We start from the raw sequence: 24,672 nt of genomic DNA on the forward strand, positions 1-24,672 counted from the left end.
AACTCCTATTTTTTCTTTTTAGCTTTAGCTTTTTTCTGTGCTTTTGCTTTCTTTTCAGCAGCTTTTTTAGCTTTGGCTTTATCCTTTGCCTTTTTAGCTTTTTCTTTTTTCTTCTCTGCAACTTTTAATTTTGCTTTTTTAGCTTTTTCTAATTTTTTGATAACCGCCTTAATCGCTTTTTCTCTTTTCTTTTCTTTCTCTTTTTTGGCTTTAAGTTTAGCTTTAAGCTTTGATTTTATATCGTTTTTTTCTTTGCCAATTTTCTCCACAGTTACAACAGGTTTGTTTTCTTCAAAAGGCACTGGAATATCTTCGGTTTTAATTTCCACAATTTCAGAAACGATAGGTTCTGCTTTTGCAGGCGCTGTTGCTGCTTTTTTTACAGTCGCTCTCGGCGTTGTTTTAGACGCAGCTCTAACTGGCGTTTTTGCGGCAGGTTTAACAGTCGCAGCAGGTGCTTTTGCAGCGGTTGTTCTTGAAGCTGGCGCCTTTGTTGCTGTTGGTTTTGCAGCAGTTCTTGTTGTTCTTTTTACCGTTGTCTTGGTTTCTGGCTGTATTTCTGTAGTCTTTTCTACAGTTGTTTCTGCTGGAATATCAGTGTTGTTTACAGCAGGAGTACTTGGATTTCGTTTTATCATAACTGTATTTTTTATTGAATAATAGATAGTAACCAAGTAATTTTAAAGCTTTTGAAGTATAGAGCTTTAATATAAATTCTTAGTTAAGCTAAATATACGCAATTTTTGAATACGAAATGCTGTGCTTTTATCGAAGTCATTAATTTTCAACTGCTTCTAGAATTCTAAAATTACTTTTTGGTGCTTCGCATAAAGAACAGCAATACGTTTCAGGCAGATTTTCAAATAAAATACCTTTGGGAACTCCTTGGGTTTGATCTCCGTATTCAGAATTATAAAGGCTCAGGCATTCTTGGCATTGATAAACATCCAATTGCGGTTTTTCTTTTTTCTGCGGATTCTCAGCTGTTTCAGCTGCTACATTTCCAAGGCCTTCAAAATATTTTCGGCTTAATTCAATTAAAATAGTAGGAAGCTCGAGTTTATCAATATCTTGTGAATGAACAATGTATTCGCGCGTATTTGGGTCGAAATTCTTAGCAAACAAAACATTGTAAGTATCTCTGATTTTAATAGATTCTAAAGCAGCGGGAAGTTCATTTTTTTCGATGACAATCGAAGTAAAATAATGACCGTCGCGATTGTATTCCGAAATTCCGAAATTCAATCCGTACGTGCTGATGTCAAATTGATCGAGTGTACGAACTAGAAATGTTTTCAAGTTTAAAGCCCATTCCATTGCAACTGGCAAATGCCAATTTAATTCTAAAAGGGAATGACGAACGTTGATTCCTCTTTTACCTAAAAACTTTTCCCATTCTAATTTTCTGTCTTTTGGAATTCCTTTTATAATGAAAGATTTCCAAGGTGTAATGCAGATTTTACCAATTTTGCATTCAAAACATAAATCGCACATTTCTTTCAGAAAATCGAGATCGTAAAGATTATTTCTCCAATACAATCCCAACCAATACTGATCGATTCCCATTCGGTTCATGCCTTCGTAATACGGAAATGGATAAAACGGAATATTCAATGGTTTGTCAATTGTTCTGTTGTTGGTATCCAAAGCTTCGCTAACTAAGGTAAAAAGCATTTCAACATCAATAGAATCTTCTTCAGAGATTTTCTCGATTTCGTAATAAATTTTAGCCAAATCCCAGCTGTAAATCAAAACGGGATATACTTCCATTTTTTCCCATTTCGGAAGACGAATATATAAATACCAATAATCTTCATGTTCTGAAGCGATAAAATTCAAATGTCCGGTAAACAAAGGAACCAGTTGTTGCTTCGGATCGGTTATATTGACTTTTAGTTTTGGCTGTTCTTTAAATTCTTCTAGAACGTATAAAAAACGATTTCCTGTAAGCCAATTGGTATTTCTAAAAATATCTGTCGAAACGTAAGAAGAAACAATATTGTTACCGCTTTTTTGATCTGGATACACAAAATGATGTTTACCTAAAGTGGTTTTATCTAAAGACTTAAACCCTTTCGGAAAAATAATATCCTGTCTGGAGCCAAAAGAAATTGAATCCAGTCCTTCTTCCAAAGCGATATTAACGACTTCTCGCAATTCTCCTGGCGAAATAACGCCTCCTTTTACTATTAATCTTGTTAGTTCCATAGTTTTTTGTTTCAGGTTTCAGGTTTTCTTTGTTTCACGTTTGTCAGGCTGAGCGGAGTCGAAGCCCGATTCCAATTGGAACGCCCTTCGACTCCGCTCAGGGTGACATTTCGTTGTTTTTAGTTTCAAGTTTCACGTTCCAATAACTTGAAACTTGACCCGAGGCTGAAAGCCGAACAGGCGAAGCAAACAAAGAAAACTTGAAACAAAATTTAAACTTTACATTTTGCCAATATCTCTTTAACCTCTGTTTTACAGCTTCCGCAGCCTAATCCTGCGCCTGTGTTTTTACATAAATCGGTAAAATCGCAGACACCACTTTTTATGGTCTCTTCAATGTTTCCGGCTCCGACTTGACTGCACGAGCAGACTAATTTGCCCAAAACTGGTTTTGCGTTCGAACTTCCTCTTAAAAGCGTATTTCGTTTGTCTGATAATTCGATTTTGCTTTCAATCATCGTTTTAAATTCGGCAAACTCGTTTTTATCGCCCATTAAAATTGCACCAACCAAAAGATCGTCTTTTACAATACATTTTTTGTAATAACGTTTTTTCAAATCGGCAAAAACAATTTCTTCGTACGAATCGTCATTTTCTGGAATATTAATATCACCAATACTGCAAAGGTTTATGTCTTCTAGTTTAAGAATATTCATTAAAATTGAACCTTTGTAATAACTGCTGATATCGCCCGCTAAAAAGTTGGCTAAAATATCTGCCTGTTCTTCTGCCGCAGAAGTAATTCCGAATAACTTATTATCGAATTCGGCAATTTCTCCAATGGCGAAAATATCTGGATTTGAAGTCTGAAGATATTGATTTACCTTAACGCCACGTCCGCAGGCCAAACCGCTTTCGCGTGCTATTTCAATATTCGGAATCGTTCCAATCGTATATACAATCGCATTGGCGGTGATGATTTTACCACTTTTTAAGGCAATCTCAATTTCATTCGGATTATCAGTTTCAAAAACAGTACTGACTTCATTATCAAAATAAATCTGAATGTCACGAAGCTGCACTTCTTCTGCCAGTAATTTGCTTGAAATTAAATCCAATTGACGCTCCATTAATCGCGAAGCACGCTGAATTATAGTGGTTTTTACTTTTTTATGTTTTAAAGCAGCTGCCAGTTCCAAACCTAATAAACCGCCACCAATAATGACGACATGCTGTTCTTCTGGTGGAAGATTGGTGCTGTCTAAATGTTTTTTCAAACGATCGGCATCTTCTTTTCGTCTAACGGTAAAACGTCCAGGTAAATGAAGCTGTGCATTTTCTGGAATAAAAGGACGGCTTCCTGTAGCGATAATCAAAGAATCAAAACTGTGGATTTCTCCCGTACTGTCTAAGATTGTTTTTTGTTTTGCATCTAATTTTTCAATTGCAACCCCAGCTTTCATGGTAATTTTTAGTTTATTGAAAGCTTCGCCGTCTTTTACTTTCAAAAGCTGTTCCCAAGTAAATTCTCCCGTCATATATTCTGGAAGCAAAACACGGTTGTAAAACGGATTTACTTCATTCGAAAAAACAATAATTTCGTCGGTTGAATTGAATTCACGGTAATTTTGAATAAATCGGAAAGAAGCCGCTCCAGCACCTACAATGGCAATTTTCTGAAATGGTTTTACGTATTTTTTTATCGAAACCGTTGTGAATTTAAAATCAGGTTCTTTTGAAACTGGGTCTACAACCGTATTCGTTAAATTATTCGTTCTGTTTAAATCATTTTCAAGCTGTTTTCCCCAATGCATCGGCAAGAAAACGACTTTTTCTTTGATCGAATCAGTTACTTTTGCTTTTACGCGAACTTCTCCATTTTGGCTTGAAACCACAACTATATCGCCATTTTTAATATCATTTTTAAAAGCATCAATTGGATTGATTTCTAATACTGGACTCGGAATATGTGTTAACAATCGAGACACTTTTCCCGTTTTGGTCATCGTATGCCATTGATCTCGGATTCGTCCTGTTGTCAGGATAAATGGAAATTCTGCATTAGGCTGAACTGATGTGTTTTCTATAGAAACCGGCAAATTAAAAATGGCTTTTCCCGAAGGCGTATAGAATTTTTTATCGGTAAATAATCTTGGAGTTCCCGGATGCCCGTAATCTGGAACTGGCCATTGGAAAGTGCCTTCGTTTTTTAAACGATTGTAGTTTAAAAACGAAATATCAATATTAGTATTTTTGGTAAGCGCGCAATGTTCTTTGTAAATCTCTTCGGCGCTGTTGAAATTGAATCCGTTGAAATTCATTTTTTTAGCAAAACGAATTAAGATTTCAATATCTGGAAGCGCTTCTCCAGGCGCATTGATTCCTTTTGGCAGATACGAAATACGACGTTCCGAGTTGGTCATCGTTCCTTCTTTTTCCAGCCATCCAGCAGCAGGCAATAATAAATCGGCAAATTTGGCTGTATCAGCATTATGCGAAATATCTTGAACTACAACAAATTTGGCATTTTTAAGCGCTTTTTCGGCTCTTCTCGAATCTGGTAAACTCACTAATGGATTGGTGCAGATAATCCACACCGCTTTCATTTTTCCAGATTCTAAAGCTTCAAACATTTCTGTGGCGGTTAAACCTGGTTTGTCTGAGATCTCGTCTACACCCCAAAAATCAGCAACTTCTTTTCGGTGTGTCGGATTGGCAATGTCTTTATGCGCCGCCAAAAGTGTTGCCATGCCGCCAACTTCTCGTCCTCCCATAGCATTCGGCTGACCTGTTAATGAAAATGGTCCAGAACCTGGTTTTCCAACTTGTCCCGTTAATAAAGACAAATTCAGTAATGCCGTATTTTTATCAACTCCAACAGCGCTTTGGTTTAAACCCATTGCCCAAAGCGAAATAAATCCTTTTGCTTTTCCGATAATATCGGCGGCAAGTTTAATGTCCGGCACCGAAATACCGCAAAGTTTAGAAGCTTTTTCAAGCGAAGTGCCTAAAACTAAGTCTTTGTATTGTTTAAAGTTTTCGGCATTATTTTTTACAAAATCATGATCTACATATCCTTTTTCGATAATGCGTTTAGCGATGGCATGATATAAAATAATATCCGATCCAGGAATAATCTGCAAATGTAAATCGGAGAAAACAGCAGTATCGGTTCTCCTCGGATCGATACAGATTATTTTTGTTTTCGGATTTTTCTCTTTATGTTTTTCAAGTCTTCTGAATAGAATAGGGTGGCACCAAGCAGGATTGGCTCCTGTGATTAAAAACGTATCGGCCAATTCGATATCATCGTAAGCGATGGGAACCGAATCTTCGCCAAAAGTCTTCTTATATCCTACAACTGCAGAACTCATGCAAAGTCTGGAATTGGTATCGATATTATTGGTTTTCAAAAAACCTTTCACCAGTTTATTGACTAAGTAATATTCTTCTGTTAAGCATTGTCCCGAAATATAAAATCCAACACTATCTGGACCGTGTTTTTTTATAATAGAAGAAAAAACGGCAGCAGCTCGGTCAAGTGCAGTATCCCAGCTTACGCGTTCCAGCGGATAAGATTTACTGCCTCGCATTTCAGGATATAAAATTCGATCTGAAGTATCATTAACTACGTAATGCAGGTTCATTCCTTTAGAACACAGCATTCCTTTGTTTACAGGATGATCTTTATCGCCTTCGACCATTACACCATTTTTAGCATCGTTGGTCACGATTATGCCGCAGCCAACGCCGCAGTAGGAACAGGTAGTTTTGATCTTCGTAGTTTGCATTTGGTGTTCTATTTAGAGATACTACTTTTATTGAATAGTCTGACTTTAGATAAGTACTTATGCAAAAATAAGTACTTTTTACGTATTAATACTTAATTTTTGAATTTATTTTTTTATTTTTGATGAAAATAAATGAGGAACAACACATTAGTTTTTAATCTGCTAAATATTAGAACTCATGAAAGAAGAGCAAGCGGTATGTTATTCCTGTACAAATGAGAATTGTTTTATAAAGAAGCATCTGCATTTAGAGCAGATGACCAATTATATTTCTAAAAAGCAAAATATAATCTGCAAAAAATCGGATCGGTTTATTACGGAGGGTGAGCCTTTGCAAGGGCTTTATTTTATTTGCAAAGGAAAAGCTAAAACCGTCAAAACCGGAATTAACGGCCGTGAACAAATTGTGCGTTTAACTAAAAACGGCGACATTATCGGTTTCCGCGGATTCGGGACAAGCAAACGTTATCTGATTGGCGCTTATGCCTTGGAAGATACGGTTTTGTGTAATTTTAGCAACGAAACGATGTTGGAAATTTTACAGAACGTTCCTGAATTTACTTATACTTTGATGTTGTTTTATGCCGAAGAATTAAACAAAAGTGAAAATAATATCCGCAAAATTGCACATATGAATGTCCGCGAGCGCGTGATTGATTTGCTATTGTACATTCATCGCAAATTCGGACAAACTAATGGTTTAATTGATATTGAGCTTTCGCGAAAGGAAATGGCCGACTTTGCTGGAACTACAGAAGAACAGGCGATTCGTATTTTATCCAGCCTAAAAAAAGAAGCTTTGATTAAAACCGAAGGAAAACGTGTTGGGATTATTCATACCGAAAAACTTCGCTCAGAAATTATGGAGCATAAGTATTTTTAAGGTTCTAAGCTACTAAGATTCTGAAATGCTAAGACTTCGCTCTTAGTTTTTATTTTACTTTTTTACCATTTTCGTAGATGAAATTTAATTCTTCTCCATTTTTAGATAAACAAAATTGTTTTCCATTTTTCTTCCCGTTTTTATACTCGCAACTGTAAACTAATTTACCTTCTGAAAAAGATTCCTCTAGAATTTTGTTTTCATTTTCATCAAAATAAGTCGAGAGATATATCTTTCCATCAAAATCTAATTTGTCTTCTTTTTTCTTTTTTAAAACAAGATTTTCATGATAATATATTTTTCTACATGGAATACCCTTTTTGCTTTTGTTATAATATTCAGAATAAAGCATTATTCGGCCTTCTTTAAAATCAGTTTTTGATAATAAAACATCATTTGATCGACGATTTTCTATGAATCCTGAAAAAATAGAGTCATTACTGACTTTGTAAACAAGTCCATCTTTAGTGTATAAATCTTGAGATGTTAGAGATGTGTTTTCTTGCCCAAAAGCTTGAACAAATAGGAATAAAAATATAATTACTATTTTTTGATGCATGATTATTTCTTATTTTTTTCTTCCAACAAATCGAATCACAGAACCAGTTCCATTATGAAATAACCCTTCGTTGAGTTCAATTTCTTTTTCTTCTAATTCAATGATTTCATAATTAGGAAAATCAACTTTTATTTCTTCAATAGAAAATAAAGATTCAATGTCTTTTGGTCCGCCGACTTTTTCATTTTTGGTTACGTATTCTAAATGTTTTTTACTGAAAGCTTCAAAAATAATTATTCCGTCTTTCTTTAAAAGTTTATCCAACTGTTTGTGGATTTTAGATTTTATAACAGCAGGAAAATGAGCATAAATTAAAGCAATCGCATCAAATTGTTGTTCTTCGAAATCCAAAGTTTCTAATTCGCCAACCTGATAATCAATCGAAACATTATTATTTTTAGCGAGAAGAAGCGCTTTGTTTCTGCCTTCTTCGCTAATATCAAAAGCCGAAACTTGCCAGCCTAATTTTGCTGCAAAAATGGCATTTCGTCCTTCGCCTTCAGCAGGAAAAAGAATAGTTCCAGTTTCTAGTTCTTCAATTTGTTCTTTAAGGTAATTGTTGGGTTCTTCGCCGTATGCAAATTCTTCGCTTTTGTAACGGTCATCCCATCTTTTTGTCCAAGTGTTGCTCATTGTGTTATATATTGAATTTGATTATTAAAGGTTTATGATCGCTATGCATTGTCCAGTCTTGATAACGTCCGATTTCAACATTTTCTAAAGCTTCGATAAAATCATTTGAAGCAAAACAATAATCAAGATGATATGGTTTGTTTTCATGACGATAGAGATACCAGGTTGGGTGCGCTTCTTTACCTTGAATTTGATTGAAGTATTTATGATACGTGCTGAAAATATTCTTTTCTGCTAATTTATTTACGACTGTAGTGTGATTTCCTTCTCGTCTTGGTTTGTCCCAAATCGTGTTGCTGTTAAAATCTCCAATCAAAATTGTTTTGGTTTCTTTTATCAAATCTTTATAATAATTAATCGCTTTCCAAACCTGCGTGACGTAAGCACCATCTTTATCTGTTGGATTATTTGCCCAAATAGCAAACATAGTAAAATCGATTTTTCCGCCTGTAACAGTAATTGGGAGAATATTTTTGAAATTTGGATTATGGCATTCCATTAATTGAAATTTGTATTCTCCGTATGAAAAAACACCAATTCCCTTATGCGGGTTTGTTCCATACCAAAGAATATCTGAAGGAGATTTTGTGTCTTCTGGAAATTTCAACCTTTCAGGATTTTCACATTCAGAAATTACGGCAATATCAGGATTGAAAGCTAGAATATATTTAGCTTTTTTCCTGAATGCCATATTGCAATTCCAAGCAATGATTTTCATACATATTAATTAAAAAAATAATTAAAAAGTGAAATCAAATATACCTAATTATTAATATTTAAATGTTTCTTTTTACAGCAAAAAAATGTCCTTTTTCAAGATCTGAAAAAGGACATTATATTATTTGTGAAATTAATTTATAGTAGTTCTGTAATCTTAACCAACAAGTCTTGTTGTGCCGCAATTGATGTCAATTTCTGCAAAATGATGTTTTCCCATCACGATAAGTAGCCTGTCTGAATTATAACCAACATATCTTATTTCAGGAGTTCCTTTTTTCGGCTTTCCGCAAATAGAAATCACATTGGTTTGCCATTTCAATTTCTTTCTTTTGTAAGCAGAAATGGTTTGTAAATCATTTTCAACATAGTAAACAATGTTGTTTTTCTTAATGCCTCTTTTTTGCGTTTTTGCAAAATTTATTTCTGAGCCTTTTGAAATCAAGGCATCATTAAATTTTTGGGCAATACCAGTTTGGGTAACCAAAAAGGTTAACATAGATAATTTTAGAAATGGTTTCATTAGGATAGAATTTGGGGTTCTTAATCGGCTCAAATATAAATAATTAAATCATATAATGTGTGTTTATTACATTAAAAAAAAATACCCTTTTCCGAAATAGGAAAAGGGTAAAATATAGAAGCTAATTTTATAGAAAAATTATTTTTTCCAACTAAAAATTCTTGGATTCACAGAAATCATTAACCAAGCCCAGTTGTTAGTATGGCCTGCATAACCAGGAGACTTTAAAACTTCTAATGTTTTAGAGCCAAACATTTGAGAATAACCTCCAGTTACCGTAATATCTTTTTTGAAATTATATCCAAAAGTTGCATCAATCTCCGTTCCTAAATACGAATCCATTTTGTTGTTTGCAACAACCACATCAGCAGCAGATAAGAATACATGTGGCATTAAAGCAAATTGCCATTTGTTTACATTATAACCCAATTTAACGAAAGCATCTTGCAACCCAACATTGTTTAAGTGATTTCCAACATAAAAATAATCCATGTAACCGTTGAATCCGTGGTTGGTTCCGAATATTGGATTAAACGATTTAATCACTGTACTTCCGTCGTTTGAATCTTTTCCAGATAAAAACTCATAACCTAAACCAGCTTTAAAGGAAGGAGTTATAGCATAGTTGAAATTAGCGGCAGCATTCCATGCACTAACTTCTAAATCTGTACTTTTTCCAGTTTGTCCGTAAAACCAAAAATTACTGTCTATTTTACTGTTTTTATAAGTTAAATAAGGTCCGAAAGTCTGTTTGTAATCCACTAGTAATTTAGCGTCCGCATTAGCATATTCGTAACCTGTATTCAATACTAAAAAACTTAAACCTAAATCACTGCTAAATTGATTGTGATACCAAGCATATTGCATTGCTTTATAGTTAGCAACAGTATAAGGCGTCTGAAATACATTTTCTGCTGTTGAATTATAGGCACCTCCAAAATCTAACTTTTGTTTTTCGGTTTTATAAGTAATCGTTAACGCGTCGTGACTTTGTCCTTGTTGCGCCCAGTCCATTTCTCCAAGAATACGCTGATTATCGTAAGAAAGCACTTGACGTCCCATTTTTGCACTCCACTTTTCGGTAAAATTATATTGTGCCCAAGCTTCAAATACAGCTACGCCATTTTTATCGGCAGTAGTTGCAGGGGCAACATCTCCCCAAGTCCTGGTATTTTGAAAAGTCAGTCTCACCGTTAAATCGTCTTGTTTGAAATTTAGATTCAAGCGAGAACGCTGCGAAATTTGCGAAGTTCCTTTTTGTCCTTCTGGCAAAAGTGTTTTGTATCCATTTCTATATTCAAAACGCGGTCTGATCTGCAGATTTGCATCCAATTCCTGAGCCTGAAGATCAATACTTAATCCTATTATAAGTATTAAAACTAGTTTAAGTTTTTTCATAAATTGTCATGTTTATTTTCTTAGTGTAAATTTATAAGAAAAAGCCGTCATTTAAATATGATTTAAATCATATTTCTAATTTCTTTTTAATTTAAGTCTAATAAGCAGGCTCTAATTTTGCTTTACTTACTTTAATTTGTTTTTCTTTAGATAGTTGTGCAATAGTGAAATGCATCCAAACAAGACAAATAGTAGAGAATATTAAAATGAAAATCCATGAACTTGACCAGATTCCAGTTGCGGTTAATAAATACCCAAAGATAATTGGACCAAAAAATCCGCCTAACCCGCCAATCATTCCCACCATGCCGCCCACAACACCAACTTCACTAGGGAAATATTCTGGAATATGTTTGTAAACTGCCGCTTTTCCGATTCCCCAAGAAATTCCGATCAGAATTACTAAAACTAGAAATACCCACATGTTGGCATCAAATTTAATGACTGTTACACCTTTAGCAATCAGTTCTTTTTTTGCAACACTTTGATTGTGTGATACAACGACATCCTGCCAGCTCGACGAAGTTGGAAAAATGGTATTTTCAGCCGTGTTAGCGGTTTTTTGTGCAATCGGATATTCTTTATCTCCAATTTTTACCGTTTTATCATTAATTTCATTAACAACGCCTTTCTTAGCGGCTAGTATTCCTGGACCAGAAGTGGTGATTTCCATTTTAGGAATCGATAATAAAGCGCTTAAAATTACTGAAGAACCCAAAACCCAATACATTACTTTTCTTGCTCCGAATTTATCAGACAAGTAACCGCCAAAAGCTCTAATTACGCCAGAAGGCAAACTAAACATAGTAGCAAATAAACCTCCCATAACCAAGCTCGTTTGGTAAACGTTCATGAAGTTTGGCAATAACCATTGTGAATAGGCTACAAAACACCCAAAAACTAAGAAATAATAGGCTCCAAAACGCCAAACTCTTTGTGATTTTAATGGAGTTAGCATTTGAGAAATAGTTTTTCCGTTGCTTTCTATTTTTTTATTTTTTGCGAAAATTAAAAAAGCAATACCAATTACGACTAATGAAACAGCATAAATAATAGGAAGCGTTTTCCATCCATTTTGCGGATCACCTATAGAAAAATGGTTGAGTAAAGATGGAGCTAAAAAAGTAGTGATAGCTGCGCCTGCATTTCCCATTCCGAAGATTCCGAGTGCGCGACCTTGCCATTCTTTTGGGTACCAGATTGAAGTGTAGCCAATTCCGACTGCAAAACTAGTTCCAACCATTCCGAATAGAAAGCTTAATAAAGCAAACATTGCAAAACTGTCAGCATAGGGAAGAAGGAAAAGTGGAATCGAACAAAGCAGTAATAAAAGTGAAAAAACATATTTTCCGCCAAATTTATCCGTCAAGATTCCGATTGGAAGGCGCATGATAGAGCCAGTTAAAATTGGAATACCTAAAAGCCATCCTACTTGAATAACATCCCAATGGAAAATTCCATTATCAACTAAAAAAGTTACTAGAACACCATTTAATGTCCAGCAGGCAAAACACACTGTAAATGCCAATGTGTTCAAAAATAAAATTTTGTGTGATTGCGATAGTGAGTTTGAATTTTTCATAGTACTTATATTTTTATGTAAAAATAAGTACTATAACTTAGTTAAAACCTGCTAAAACGCAGTTTTTGAAAAATAATTACGTATTTATACGTATTTTTTTAAATCAATGAATACTCAGCTGCTTTATTTGAAAGTTCCATTAAGTTTTTCACTTTCAGTTTTTTCATTAAGTTGAAACGGTGTACCTCGGCAGTTCGTTTGCTGATGTCTAAAGCTTCGGCGATTTCTTTGTTTCCTTTTCCAGATAATAAAAGAGTAAGTATTTCTTTTTCTCTTTTGGTAATCATCATTTCTTCGCCTAAAGTTTGTTTAGGTTCTAATGATGCCGAAGAACTAGTTAATTGACCAATTAAAATAGAAGAAATGTCACCGCTGAAATATTTTCCACCGCCAGAAACACTATGAAGTGCTTTTAAGAATTCTTCTTTGCTTGAGCCTTTTAGTAAATAGCCGTCGGCTCCCGCTTTTATAGATTTCAACACATATTCTTCGGATTCGTGCATCGAAAGCATAATGATTTTTACGTTGTTATTCTCGCTTCTAAGTTTTTCTACTACCTCAATGCCCGTTAAGTTAGGCATACGAATATCTACTATAAGTAAGTCAGGCTTTGTCGCAGCAACTACTTCTAGCGCATCTGCACCATCTATTGCTTCACCTACAACCTCAATGTTTGCTTCGTTTTCCAGTAAAGATTTGATTCCGTCTCTAACAAAAACATGGTCATCTGCCAGTACTACACGAATGTTATTACTCATAGTTTACTTAATTTTGATTCTCGATTTTTACGTATATTCATCTAAAAAGAAGATGCTAATATACGTACTTTTTTTAAAAGTAAATTCCAATATTAAAATTTCTAATGTTGAAAATTCCAAATTCCAATTGCTGATGGACTCAACTTTGTCGAAGTTAGTTCCTTCCAGTTTGTCATTCTGAGGCACGAAGAATCTTCGTAAGTAGCTCTACAAAGATTGTCGATTTAGATTTTGGAGTTTCTCGCGAAGATTGCTTCGCCAATTCGCTGTCGCTTGTGTCTTCGTTCCTCAGAATGATAAAAATGGTGTTATTTATTATAATATTGCGTTCAATTGCCTCCAGCTTTAGCTGGAGGTTTTTAGAGATAAAGTAGAAGGCTTTAGCCAAATGTGTAAGTTTGGCTAAAGCCTTTTCAGGACTTATTTATGTTCCTCCAGCTAAAGCTGTAGGCAATTGATTTTTATGATATCTGAATAAATAAAAACATCTTCTGAAAACGACTGCCCGCGAGAGGGATAGGAGCAATCCGCCGCGGCGGAGCGGATAGCCCGACAGCAACCCGATAAAAAGGGGTATACGCAAAGAAAATTACCCTTTTTATCGGGATGGTGGCTCGCCCTTATTTTAATTAGACAATGTGCCAATTTGATAATTAGATAATTATTATCGGTTGCTCAAATAATTTTCTAATTGTCAAATTATCTCAATTATCTCATTTTAAAATCGGAATGTTGAATGTAATCCTCGTACCTTCGCCAGGAATGGAGTTCATGAAAACGCGGCCGTTGATGTATTGGATTCTTTCTTTCATAAATAAAAGTCCCATTCCGGATTCGCTGTTTCGTTTTTTGTCGACAGAATTAACGTCGAAACCTTTGCCATTGTCGTCTACTATAATACTTAACAATGTTTCACTGTGCGAAAGCTGTACAATAATATGCGACGATTCGGCATATTTTATGGCGTTGTTAATCGCTTCTTGTGTAAGGCGGTAAATGTTGATTTCGATTAACGAATCTAAACGCTGGTCAAAATCGGTTTTGTTGTAGAAAAGGATTTCTTTTCCTGTAAGTTTTGAAAGTTCTTGTGTTAGTTTTGATAAAGACGAAACGATTCCGTGATCGCTCAATTCTGGAGGCATCAGGTTGAAAGTTGCCGTTCGGACGCCCTTGATAATATCCAAAGAAAGTTTCTTCAAATACTCAATTTTTTGTTCTGATTTTTCTCTGTCGTCGAGATTGATGCTTTCCAAACTGAATTTTAAACCCGTTAACATCTGTCCGATTCCGTCATGAATTTCTTTAGCGATTCGGTTTTGTTCGTTTTCCTGATTTTCAACAATTTTACTGGAAATGATCTTTTGCTGATTGATTTTTTCTGTTGTATTTTCAAGATTCAAACGCTCGACTTCGCGCTGTGCTTTTTTACGTTCGGTGATGTTGAAACAAACAATTAAAAGTTCCAGTTCGTCTTTTTTGATCATAACGGGAACCATCGATAAATCGAGCCAGATTTCCTTTTCGTCTTTGTTGATAATTTTAACTTCGCCTTGCCAGCCGCTTCTTTGTTTTTCGAAAATTAAGCGATCAAAATTCACCTGCTCTTTTTCGTCTTCGGTTAAGACTTCTGAGAATTTTTTGTTGGATGAAAACTTGGTGTAATTAAGCAGTTTTGCAAATTTTTCTCCAATATGAATGATGGAACCGTCTGGCGAAATTCGGCAATACAGCAACGTATTTTCCATCGCATAATTGAGCGATTTCAGCTCTTTTACCGAGTTTTCTTTGATTTCGCTGATGATTTCGGTGTCGTATGCCAGTTTTAAAGCTTTCTTTTCAGAAGATAAAAGCTGGGCAATTAATCTTTCGATTTTTTTGTTGGTTGGTTTGAATATGAAGAAGAATTCTAAAAGCAGAACCAGCAATGTAAATCCGAAAATCCAATATTCGATTCGGCGCTGTTCGGTTACTTTTTCGTGTGCTTCGAGATCGTATTGCGTTACGATCTGGTTCATTTTAGAAAGAAAAAGGCCTTCGTTTTCTAAAATGGTCTGAACCAATTTTTGATTTTCAGCAACTGATTTTTTCTGTTGTAAATTCAGTAGAAAAGAATCCGTTGTTTGTGCTATTTTATTGAAAATAGGATTGATTTCCAGATAGAGTTTGTTGAGGGTTTCGCTTTTTTCTTTCGGAAAAGCAAGGCTGTCATTTCCATTTTCCAATGCATTTTGATTCTTTTTCCACAGTTCTAAAACCTCTTTTAAATGGGAAGCTTTTTTGGCTGTAGCCGAATCGGAAACGTAATGTAAAATGAGAACTTCTTTGACAATTTTCTGGCTGAGCATTCTTTGCTTTCCAGAAAAGTTAATGATTTTAGAATCGCTTAATTGTTGATTCAAGTTGTACTGAACCAGAAACTGACTGATAATTATAGTTAAGGCAATAGTAAGAAGCGCAAAAAAATACAGTCGTCGTAAATTTTTGAAAGTGATTTTTTCTGCAGCTTCCTGATTGCTTTTCTTCATATCTTTTTACAATCCTAAAGAAGCTTTTATAAGGTTTAAATTCTCTTCAGAATAATTGATTTTAAGGGCTTCGGCATGTCCTTTGTCCGACATTTTATCCCAAGTTTTCTTGATGATGTTTTTTAGTTTTTCTTCATCATGTTTTTGAACGAAAGGTTCTAAGTAATAATCTAAAAACACGAGACATATTACATCTTCAAGCAATTGGGTTTCGGCGTCTTTTTTAAGTAGTTTTTTTTCGATTAAAAAAGAAACGCGATCTATAAAGGTCTGATCGTAACCTGCTTTTTCTAAAATTTCGGCTGTAGTTTTGGCATGGAATTTTTTCAGTTCTTCTCTCCATTTTAAATAACCAACACGATCCATCGGGTAGGATTCGCGCGCCACTTTCCATCTGCAAATGTGCTGCGCTTTTGAAGCAATCTGAACTTCTTCTGAGGCATTGGGTTCAAACTGCATCAGTTTTTCGTACATCCTGTTGGAATATAGCAATTCTTTAGGATATTCCTGATTTTGATCAATTTCGATGTTCGGATCTTGAGCGTTTTCAGCATCAATCCATTCGCTTGCTTTTTGGAAAGGTGTTGTCATTTTTTGGTTTAGTAATAGATTTCAAAGATACGGAATTATGATTTTTTTTCTGCCACGAATTCACGAATGATTTTTTTTGCCAGAGATTAAATTTTTTCGCCACCAATTCACGAATTAATACGAATTAGATTAGTGAAATTAATGACACAAATTAAACACAAAGATTCGTGAATTCGTGGCGAAAAAAAATCCTTTCAATCTGTATAATCTGTGGCATATAAATTAATCCACAAAGCCTACGAAAACTTCGTCTTCTACAATTTTTACAGGATATGTTGCAATTCGATAATCGTCGCCGTTTAGGTTGGAACCGTCAACAAGAGAAAAAGTCTTTTTATGCATTGGGCAGGCAATTTTCGGAATATCGTCTGTTGAGCCAGTCATTCCTCTGGAAAGTACCATTTCCATTTTGTGCGGACATGCATTTTGGCAAGCATACCAAGCGTTGCGACGCGCGAAATTGAAAATTGCGATTTGCTTGTTTTTGTATTTGATACATCCGCCGCGATTGGTTGGAAAATCTTCAATTTTGCCCGCTTTGAACCAAATTGTCGCATCGCTCGCGTGTACAGTTTCGTATTGATTTAAGATTTCTTCCATGATGCTTTTTGTTTTATTTCCTGTTTCTTAGCCCTCTTTTTACAATCATGAGAGTTATGATGGCGCAGTAAAAAAGAGGGTAAGAAGGACAGCAAACGTTTAATTTATTTTTTTTCTTTTTTTTTTTGAGCTGATATTTTGCCACAAAGACGCTAAGGCGCTAAGTTTTTTATTTCTATTCTTTATTTTTTAGTCGCGCAAAGTCGCAAAGTCGCAAAGTTTTTTTTTCTTTTTTTGGAGCTGATTTTTTAAACACATAGACATAGATTTAACTAGTTTGAAAAAAGAATTGTCAAAAGAAAATCATTTAAATGGAAAGTGAAATGTCTTTTTGGGTTCGCAAAATCTATGTCTCTTTGTGGTTATTATTTTATTTATGACCAAGCTTTTGGCGCCTTTTGATCTCTTAATGGAACAAAAGCAATGTTGTCGTCTTTTTCGTCTGAGTTCACAAAATGATTGAAACGTTTCAATAATCTTGGTTTTTCTAACACTTGTTTCCATTCGCATTCGAAAGTATTTACCAAAGTCTCCATTTCAGCTTCTAATGTTTCACAGATTCCTAAACTGTCTTCGATAATTACTTGTTTTAAATACTCTAAACCGCCGTCTAGTTTTTCTAACCAAGTTGAAGTACGAATCAGCGGACCAGCCGTGCGGATGTAATACATTAAGAAACGGTCCATATATTTGATTACAGTTTCTTTGTCAATTTTTTCGGCTAATAAAACAGCGTGTTTTGGATTGGCTCCGCCATTTCCGCAGATGTATAAATTCCATCCGCCTTCAACAGCGATTAACCCGAAATCTTTTCCTCGGGCTTCGGCGCATTCGCGAATGCAGGCAGAAACGCCACCTTTTAATTTATGTGGAGAACGGATTCCTTTGTAACGATTTTCTAGTTCGATGGCAAATCCGGCGCTGTCGTCCATTCCGTAGCGGCACCATGCATTTCCAACACAGCTTTTTACGGCGCGAAGTGATTTTCCGTAAGCGTGACCGCTTTCAAAACCATTTTCGATTAATATTTTCCAGATTTTTGGCAAGTCACTTAAATGCGCTCCGAATAAATCGACTCTTTGTGCTCCAGTGATTTTAGTGTATAAATCAAATTGTTTAGCCACTTCACCAATTACGATTAATTTTTCGGCAGTAATTTCTCCTCCGGCAACTCTTGGAACAACAGAATAGGTTCCGTTTCGTTGAATATTGGCTAAAAATCTGTCGTTTGTATCTTGAGTCGTTACGTGTTTGTTGGCTGTATCATTATAAATACTAGAGAAAATAGAAGCAACAACTGGTTTGCAGATTTCGCAACCATCGCCTTTTCCGTGATGATCTAGAACATCGTAGAAATTCTCGTATTTGTTGATTTTAACCAAATCGAATAATTCCTGACGTGTGTAGCTGAAATGCTCGCAAATAACTTCTTTTACTTCTTTTCCTAATGATTTCTGAGCTGCTTTCACCAAGTCTGAAACCATTGGTTTACAGCCTCCACATCCTGAAGTTGCTTTTGTAGCTTTTACAACATCTGAAAAAGTGGCACAGCTTTCGTCTAAAATTTTACAGCAAATTGAGCCTTTAGTAACATTTTCGCAAGAACAGATTACAGCTGTATCTGGCAAATCCATTACACTTCCCATTGAAGAACCTTCAGAACCGTCGCGTGAACCTAAAATCAAATCTTCTGGATTTTTAGGCAATGCCATTTCGTTAATGTAAATCTGAAATAATGAATTGTAATCGCTAGAATCTCCGACTAAAATTCCGCCCAACAATTTTTTAGAATCTTTGGTAACATTGATTCTTTTGTAAACACCACTTAATTTATTTTCATAAATAATAGCAGTAACGTCGTTATTTTCAATGAAAGGATCACCAAAACTTGCCACTTCAACACCAATTAATTTTAATTGTGTAGACATATCAATGGTTTCTCTCATGGTTTTATCACCATTTAAGATTTGCTCTGCGGCGACATCAGCCATTTCGTAACCAGGAGCAACCAGTCCGTAAATATTATGATTATAAAGAGCCGCTTCACCAATTGCAAAAATCGCTGGATCTGAAGTCTGCATTTGATTGTTAACCACAATTCCGCCTCTTACGCCAACTTCCAATCCTGAAACTCTTGCTAGTTCGTCGCGAGGTTTAATTCCAGCAGAAATTACTAGCATATCGACTTTTAACAATTCGTCGTTAGCGAACATCATTCCGGTTATGCATTCTTTCCCGTCGATATATTGCGTTGCTTTATTAAGATGAATTCCAATGTTTAATTCTTCTATTTTTGATTGAAGCATATCACTTGCACCTTGATCCAGTTGTCTTGGCATCAAACGCGGAGCAAATTCCACCACATGCGGATTCAATCCTAAATCTCTAACAGCTTTTGCTGCTTCTAAACCTAATAGGCCGCCTCCTAAAACTGCCGCTTCTGTAGCGCCTTTTTGTTTTATCTTTTTGGCGTAAGCCATAATTGCATCCAGATCTTCGATGGTTCTGTATACAAAAACACCTTCTTTTTCTACACCATCAATTGGCGGTACAAAAGCAGAAGAACCTGTTGCTAAAACTAAGTAGTCGTACGTATGTGTTTTTCCTAGATGCGTATGAATTGTTTTTGCATCACGATTAATATCTGTAATTAATTCAGATGTATTGAGAGTAATATTATTTTCTAAGTACCATTCAGTTGTTGATAGTGATAAATCATCAGCTGTTTTTCCTCCAAAGTATTCGCTTAAGTGTACACGATCGTAAGCGCGTCTAGGTTCTTCTCCAAATACTGTCACTTGATACTTTTCTTGTCCTGATTTTGCAACAAACTTTTCGCAAAATTTATAACCAACCATGCCGTTTCCAACTACTATTACTCTAATCATGATTTCTTTAATTAAGTATTACTACGCAAATATAAGTATTTATACTTATAAAAATACGTAAATATTTTATTTTTTAAGTACAGTATATATTTTGATTACTACGTATTTTGGCTTAATCTTTTACGTAGTGCGGGTTTTGAGTGATTTTGCAGTTACTTAGTTTTTTTAAATTTGAAAACATTCTAAATAAGCATTTCAAAAAAATGTCGTAAATTCATAGGAATTTTATAGGTGTTTTGAAAAAAGGAACATTTTTAAACTGAGATCTCATGAAAAAAATACTTTCAATATTGTTGTTTTCATTTTTAATGATAGGCTGTAAAACGACAGCAAATAAAGAAGCTGCAGGAGCTGCCGGAACCACTTCAACAATTTCTACAGAAGAAGATTTAAAATATTATTTTAAAGGAACTGGAAATGAACCGTTTTGGGGAGTCAAAATAGGGAATGAGGAAATTGTTTTTACGTCGTTAATACCTGGTAAAGAAAAAATAACTTTTCCTGCTGTTGATGCAATTAGGGCAATGGATGCTAATGTAAAAATGTATAAAGTAAGTAACGAAAACACTTCGGCAACGATTACAATTCAGCAGGTGGATTGTCAAGACTCGATGTCTGGCGCGATTTCTCCTTATAGTGTAAAAGTTGAAATTAAGAATAATTCAGAATTAGAAACGAAGAAACTTAGTGGTTGCGGAAAATATCTTACCGATTATCGTTTACATGATATTTGGGTTTTAGAAGAATTGAATGGCTATAAAGTTTTTGCAACAGATTTTCAGAAAGAAATGCCAAGAATCGAAATTAATTCGTCAGAAAATAGATTTTCTGGTTTTGGCGGATGCAATGCGATTAGTGGACAAATCTTTTATGAAAAGGATTTACTGCGATTTACAAAAGTGATTTCGACCTTAATGGCGTGTCCACAAGGAAATAAAGAAGGGGAGTTTTTGAAAGCTTTGCAAAGCACAACAACCTATTCTATTGGAAATAATCAATTGACTTTGTCCAATCCTTCTGCGAAATTGGCTGTTTTTAAGAAAGTGGATTAAAATTATTTTTCTCCCGCAGATTTAGCTGATTTTGGAGATTTTTTTCTGCCACAGATTTCACAGATTAAATGGATTTTTATCTGCTATATCTGCAAAATCTGCGAGAGATTTTTCGCGTAGTTTTGTCAATTTCGACGAAGGAGAAATCTTCGCGAGAAACTCTACAAAGATTGTATTTTCGATGCGGAGCTACTTGCGGAGATTTCTCCTTCGTTGAAATGACAATATTGTGTGAAATTCGTTAGACTAACATTGTTTCTATCACTCAAACAATTCCTTCGGTTCGTCATTTTCTTCTTCATCGCCTTCAATAAAATCCAATTCCAAAGCTTTTACGCTTTGAACCGCATTTCCGGCAATACCGCGAATCGAACCGTACATTCCTAAAGTATTATGAACCACTTTTTCGATTTGTTTTTCGCGCTGTTTCCAGATTCGCTGCATCGCTCTTTTCTCAGAATCAAGATCGCTTTGCATTTGGGTGAAACCTTCTACGATTCCTTCAATCTGCAAACGGAATTCGTTGCTGGTTAAGAAATCATATAACATCGACATTTTATCGCCTTTGTTTTCCTGCGCCTGAACCGCCTGATTAATTTGAATAAGTGATTGACGTAAAACAGCGCTCAAGCCCTTAAATTCTTCATAAGTACAAATCCATATTCCGTCGCGCATTCCCATTCGATCCATTCCAGAAGGCATAACTTCGGTCACTAAAACTCCGATATTGGCTCTTTTAGTTCTAATATCATTTTTGAATTTCTCAATCCATGAAGGCTGAAAGGCTTTTGTTCTTTTACTTTCATAATAAATCGATCCGCAATTTTGGTGTTCGCGAGTATTTACAATTTGAAGACAATCGGCACCATTTGCACCTTTTTTAATTTCATCTATACTGTCAAGCGGGAAGTTGTTTGCCAGCCATTCTTCGATTGCCAATTCCATTACTTCGCCTTGCAATTGCATCGAACCTTGTTCCTGTTTGCGTTTCATTTCTTCGGTCAGCTTTTTTTGTTCTTCAAGCTGTTTTTGAAGTTCTTTAAATTTCAGTTCGTTTTTATCGTCTTCCTGCTTTCTAATTTTTTCGCGTTCCAAAGCCAATTGCGCATTCAATTGTTTTTCGGCTTCGGCTTGAATCGCCTCTTTCATTTCCAGTTTTTCGCGTTGTAATTTCGCGATTTCACCTTCCATTTTATTCAATTCTCTAATTTTTTCCGATTTTTCAGAGAGTTCTTTTTCCATCAAAAGCAGACGGTCTTTGTTTTCTTCTTCAAGTTTGGCTTTTAATTTTTCGCCAATTTCTTTTTCAGCTGTCTTTTTTTCGCGCTCCAAACGTTCAGCAAAAAGTTCGTTTTCTTGCTTTTTCTTCGCTTCAAATTCCAGTTTGGCTTTTTCCAATTGTTCGTTTTTAAGTTCTAATTCCTTATTTTGAACATTAGCCTTTTGTTGAAATTCTTTACGGATGCTGTCTTCCAACTGATGCTTTAAAACATCATTAACATCGATAGGAGTTCCGCAGTTTGGACACTGAATTGAAGATTGCTCAGCCATTTTTTATTAAATTGTATTATTGTAGCATTATAATTTGCTAAGGTATTTAAAAGTTCTGTTTTTATGATGTGGATTTCTGTACTAAATTGTAACGAAATTTTTGTATAGCCACGAATTCACGAATTATTTAAATGCTTTGCGCATAGATTTTAAAAAATAAATTCGTGAATTCGTGGCTATTTTTTCACTAATAAAAACTCAACCGCAGATTGCGTAATTTCAGAATGATCGTCTTTTGAAGTTATTAGAGAAACATTCGTAAATAAATTAACCTTTTTCAATTCGATAAATCCAATTTCTGAATCGGGATTGTTATTGGCAATGTTTGATGGGACAATCGAAATTCCTAATCCATTTTTGACCAATTGTACGATTGAATTAATATTATTGGCTTCGTGAATAATCTTTGGCGTAAAGCCATAAAATGCACAAAGTTCCAGTAAAACTTCGTGATAATGCGGAGCGTAATCTTTATTAAAAAAAACGAACGTTTCGTCTTTCAGTTTTAAAATCTCATTTTCTGATTGTATTGAAACCGAATTCGTATTGTAGACCAAAGAAAATCCATCCTTAAACCATAAATGCGATTTTATTTTTGGTGAATGAATGGGCGATCGTATAATTCCCATTTCGATTTTGCCTTGTTCGAGGGCGTCAATTTGTTTGGTTGTTGAAATCTCGAAAAGCTTGAAATTTACGTATGGAAATTGTGCTTTCAAATGTTTTATCAAATCTGAAATTACAGACGAATAAATCGAACTGATATAAGCGATTCTAAATTCGCCTGAGACGTTTTCTGCAATCTTTTTGGTTTTAGCAGCAATATGTTCCAAGTTTTGGAAGATCCCTTTTACTTCTTTTTCGAAATATTTTCCAGCTTCGGTGAGTTCTACTTTTTTATTGTTTCTGATGAAAAGCTTTGCCTGAAGCTCGTCTTCCAATTCGGCTATTTGACGGCTTAGTGGTGGTTGCGAAATAAAGAGTTTTTCTGATGCTTTGGTAAAGTTCAGTTCTTCGGCAACAGCCAGAAAATATTTTAGATGACGTAATTCCATGATACTTTAAAAGTATTATTAATTGATAAAAATAGTATTTTTAAAGTATATATTGAATTTTTAGTTTTGGAAAAAGAAAAATAAGTCTCTCGCAGTCCCGATAGCTATCGGGAGTAGATACAGCAGATTATTAGTTTTGATAAAATCATTTAACTACAATTTCCAATCTATAATAGCACAAAGATTCGCTCGATCTGCTCCCGATAGCTATCGGGACTGCGGGAGAAAAAATTTTAGCCACAGCTTACACAGATTTACACAGATTTTTAATCTTTTTAATTCTTTAATCTGTGGCAAATATTAAAAACAAATCATATGAAAAAATCAACTATTGAAGAAATCAGAGAGCGTTTTGACAATGATGTCGAACGTTTTGCAAATTTGGAAACGGGACAGGTTGCGACAATCGACGCGACAGTTTCTTTAGAATTAATAACGGAAGCCTGCAAAAGAATTGTTCCAAAGGCTGAAAATGTTTTGGATATTGGCTGTGGCGCTGGGAATTATACTTTAAAAATGCTTTCGAAAGTCCCGAATTTGAATTGTGTTTTGGTAGATTTAAGTAAGCCGATGTTGGATAAAGCTTTAGAAAGAGTTTCGGCTGAAACTTCGGGAAAGGTAGAAGTGAAGCAGGGTGATATTCGTGAAGTTGATTTGCCGGAAAATCATTTCGATTTTATTTTGGCGGGTGCGGTTTTGCATCATTTGAGAGATGATAACGATTGGGAAACCACTTTTGAAAAATTGTTTAAATTATTGAAACCAGGAGGTTGCTTAATGATTTCGGATTTGATTACGCAAGACACCGATTTATTGAATGAATATACTTGGCAGCGTTATGGCGATTATTTAGAAGGAATCGGCGGAGCCGAATATCGTCAAAAAGTGTTGGATTATATTGAAAAAGAAGATTCACCAAGATCGATGAATTACCAATTGGATTTGATGAAAAAAGTTGGTTTTTCTAAAGTCGAAATTTTACACAAGAATATGTGTTTCGGTGCTTTTGGCGGAATTAAGTAGTTTTATTCGCCACGAATTCACGAATTATTTTAAATGCTTTGCGCACAGATTTTAAAAAATAAAATTCGTGAATTGCTTCGCCTGTTCGCTATCGCTCGGGTCGTGGCGGAAAAACTTATAAAATCTGTGCCGTTTTGTAAACCTGAATTGGGCTTGAAACTAAGTTTTCTGTTTTTTGAATGAATTCCTTTAAATAGGATTGCTCGTTATGTAAATCCAAACCAGGCTGATCTCTCCATTCTTCCCAAAGAATAAAAACATTTTCGGAAGTATGCAAATCGTAACGAATACAAGCCGCTTCTTTTCTGGTTTCGGTAACCAAATGGTTTAACAGATTTTGAACTTCAATTAAGTTCTCAGGTTTGCTTTTTAAGATGGCAGTAATTGAAATCATA

The 24,672-nt window shown here is 35.1% G+C and carries 20 protein-coding genes; 3 read left to right on the forward strand and 17 right to left on the reverse strand.

Annotated elements, in window-relative coordinates; translation table 11 throughout:
• Window positions 1–5: 5 nt before the first annotated feature.
• The 3 genes from ACWA1F_RS20415 to ACWA1F_RS20425 all read right to left on the reverse strand — a co-directional run bounded on the left by ACWA1F_RS20415 (window position 6) and on the right by ACWA1F_RS20425 (window position 5,939).
• Window positions 6–638 (reverse strand): hypothetical protein, encoded by a 633-nt coding sequence (locus ACWA1F_RS20415; RefSeq protein ID WP_456896445.1) that lies wholly within the window; start codon window positions 636–638, stop codon window positions 6–8.
• Between the two features lie 139 nt (window positions 639–777).
• Window positions 778–2,208 (reverse strand): rubredoxin, encoded by a 1,431-nt coding sequence (locus tag ACWA1F_RS20420; RefSeq protein WP_456896447.1) that lies wholly within the window; start codon window positions 2,206–2,208, stop codon window positions 778–780.
• Between the two features lie 212 nt (window positions 2,209–2,420).
• On the reverse strand, window positions 2,421–5,939 hold the full coding sequence (locus ACWA1F_RS20425; protein WP_456896448.1) for a molybdopterin-dependent oxidoreductase: 3,519 nt from the start codon (window positions 5,937–5,939) through the stop codon (window positions 2,421–2,423).
• A 178-nt stretch (window positions 5,940–6,117) separates the two neighbouring features.
• On the opposite strand from ACWA1F_RS20425, the gene ACWA1F_RS20430 reads away from it, so the two are divergent.
• Entirely contained in the window at window positions 6,118–6,822 is a 705-nt protein-coding gene (locus ACWA1F_RS20430) for a Crp/Fnr family transcriptional regulator (RefSeq protein ID WP_456896450.1), read from the forward strand.
• Between the two features lie 49 nt (window positions 6,823–6,871).
• On the opposite strand, the gene ACWA1F_RS20435 is transcribed toward ACWA1F_RS20430, so the two are convergent.
• The 11 genes from ACWA1F_RS20435 to nirB all read right to left on the reverse strand — a co-directional run bounded on the left by ACWA1F_RS20435 (window position 6,872) and on the right by nirB (window position 19,596).
• Window positions 6,872–7,381 carry a hypothetical protein gene (locus ACWA1F_RS20435; RefSeq protein ID WP_456896452.1) on the reverse strand — a complete coding sequence of 170 codons (510 nt, stop codon included), beginning with the start codon at window positions 7,379–7,381 and terminating at the stop codon, window positions 6,872–6,874.
• Window positions 7,382–7,390: 9 nt separating this feature from the next.
• The gene (locus ACWA1F_RS20440; protein ID WP_456896454.1) at window positions 7,391–8,014 is read right to left on the reverse strand and encodes a class I SAM-dependent methyltransferase; all 624 of its coding nucleotides are present in this window, start codon (window positions 8,012–8,014) and stop codon (window positions 7,391–7,393) included.
• Window positions 8,015–8,018: 4 nt separating this feature from the next.
• Window positions 8,019–8,732, reverse strand: a complete 714-nt coding sequence (locus ACWA1F_RS20445) for an exonuclease/endonuclease/phosphatase family protein (protein ID WP_456896456.1) — start codon at window positions 8,730–8,732, stop codon at window positions 8,019–8,021.
• A 156-nt stretch (window positions 8,733–8,888) separates the two neighbouring features.
• Complete coding sequence (locus ACWA1F_RS20450; protein WP_306160559.1) at window positions 8,889–9,254, reverse strand: hypothetical protein; 366 nt, start codon at window positions 9,252–9,254, stop codon at window positions 8,889–8,891.
• 138 nt (window positions 9,255–9,392) lie between these two features.
• A complete protein-coding gene (locus ACWA1F_RS20455) occupies window positions 9,393–10,652 on the reverse strand; it encodes an alginate export family protein (protein WP_456896458.1) in 1,260 nt (419 codons plus the stop codon).
• A gap of 97 nt (window positions 10,653–10,749) precedes the next feature.
• Window positions 10,750–12,234: an MFS transporter gene (locus tag ACWA1F_RS20460; RefSeq protein WP_456896460.1), complete on the reverse strand. Its 1,485-nt coding sequence runs from the start codon at window positions 12,232–12,234 to the stop codon at window positions 10,750–10,752.
• A gap of 98 nt (window positions 12,235–12,332) precedes the next feature.
• Window positions 12,333–12,992, reverse strand: a complete 660-nt coding sequence (locus ACWA1F_RS20465) for a response regulator transcription factor (RefSeq protein ID WP_306160553.1) — start codon at window positions 12,990–12,992, stop codon at window positions 12,333–12,335.
• 713 nt (window positions 12,993–13,705) lie between these two features.
• The gene (locus ACWA1F_RS20470) at window positions 13,706–15,517 is read right to left on the reverse strand and encodes an ATP-binding protein (RefSeq protein WP_456896463.1); all 1,812 of its coding nucleotides are present in this window, start codon (window positions 15,515–15,517) and stop codon (window positions 13,706–13,708) included.
• A 6-nt stretch (window positions 15,518–15,523) separates the two neighbouring features.
• Window positions 15,524–16,108 (reverse strand): DUF4202 domain-containing protein, encoded by a 585-nt coding sequence (locus tag ACWA1F_RS20475; protein WP_456896464.1) that lies wholly within the window; start codon window positions 16,106–16,108, stop codon window positions 15,524–15,526.
• Between the two features lie 222 nt (window positions 16,109–16,330).
• A complete protein-coding gene (gene nirD, locus ACWA1F_RS20480; RefSeq protein WP_306160548.1) occupies window positions 16,331–16,708 on the reverse strand; it encodes a nitrite reductase small subunit NirD in 378 nt (125 codons plus the stop codon).
• 374 nt (window positions 16,709–17,082) lie between these two features.
• Window positions 17,083–19,596, reverse strand: coding sequence for a nitrite reductase large subunit NirB (nirB, locus tag ACWA1F_RS20485; protein WP_456896467.1), 2,514 nt, complete (start codon window positions 19,594–19,596; stop codon window positions 17,083–17,085).
• 269 nt (window positions 19,597–19,865) lie between these two features.
• On the opposite strand from nirB, the gene ACWA1F_RS20490 reads away from it, so the two are divergent.
• A complete protein-coding gene (locus ACWA1F_RS20490) occupies window positions 19,866–20,648 on the forward strand; it encodes an META domain-containing protein (protein ID WP_456896469.1) in 783 nt (260 codons plus the stop codon).
• A gap of 261 nt (window positions 20,649–20,909) precedes the next feature.
• Here the strand turns inward: ACWA1F_RS20490 and ACWA1F_RS20495 are convergent, their stop codons facing one another.
• Both ACWA1F_RS20495 and ACWA1F_RS20500 read right to left on the reverse strand, forming a co-directional pair.
• Window positions 20,910–22,199, reverse strand: a complete 1,290-nt coding sequence (locus ACWA1F_RS20495; RefSeq protein ID WP_456896471.1) for a DUF2130 domain-containing protein — start codon at window positions 22,197–22,199, stop codon at window positions 20,910–20,912.
• 176 nt (window positions 22,200–22,375) lie between these two features.
• On the reverse strand, window positions 22,376–23,254 hold the full coding sequence (locus tag ACWA1F_RS20500; protein WP_456896473.1) for a LysR family transcriptional regulator: 879 nt from the start codon (window positions 23,252–23,254) through the stop codon (window positions 22,376–22,378).
• A gap of 315 nt (window positions 23,255–23,569) precedes the next feature.
• On the opposite strand from ACWA1F_RS20500, the gene ACWA1F_RS20505 reads away from it, so the two are divergent.
• Window positions 23,570–24,277 (forward strand): class I SAM-dependent methyltransferase, encoded by a 708-nt coding sequence (locus ACWA1F_RS20505; RefSeq protein ID WP_456896475.1) that lies wholly within the window; start codon window positions 23,570–23,572, stop codon window positions 24,275–24,277.
• Window positions 24,278–24,392: 115 nt separating this feature from the next.
• Here ACWA1F_RS20505 and ACWA1F_RS20510 read toward each other — a convergent pair whose 3' ends face one another.
• Window positions 24,393–24,671, reverse strand: coding sequence for a putative quinol monooxygenase (locus tag ACWA1F_RS20510; RefSeq protein WP_456896477.1), 279 nt, complete (start codon window positions 24,669–24,671; stop codon window positions 24,393–24,395).
• Window position 24,672 lies beyond the last annotated feature (1 nt).

It is taken from the genome of Flavobacterium erigeronis, from assembly GCF_054075165.1.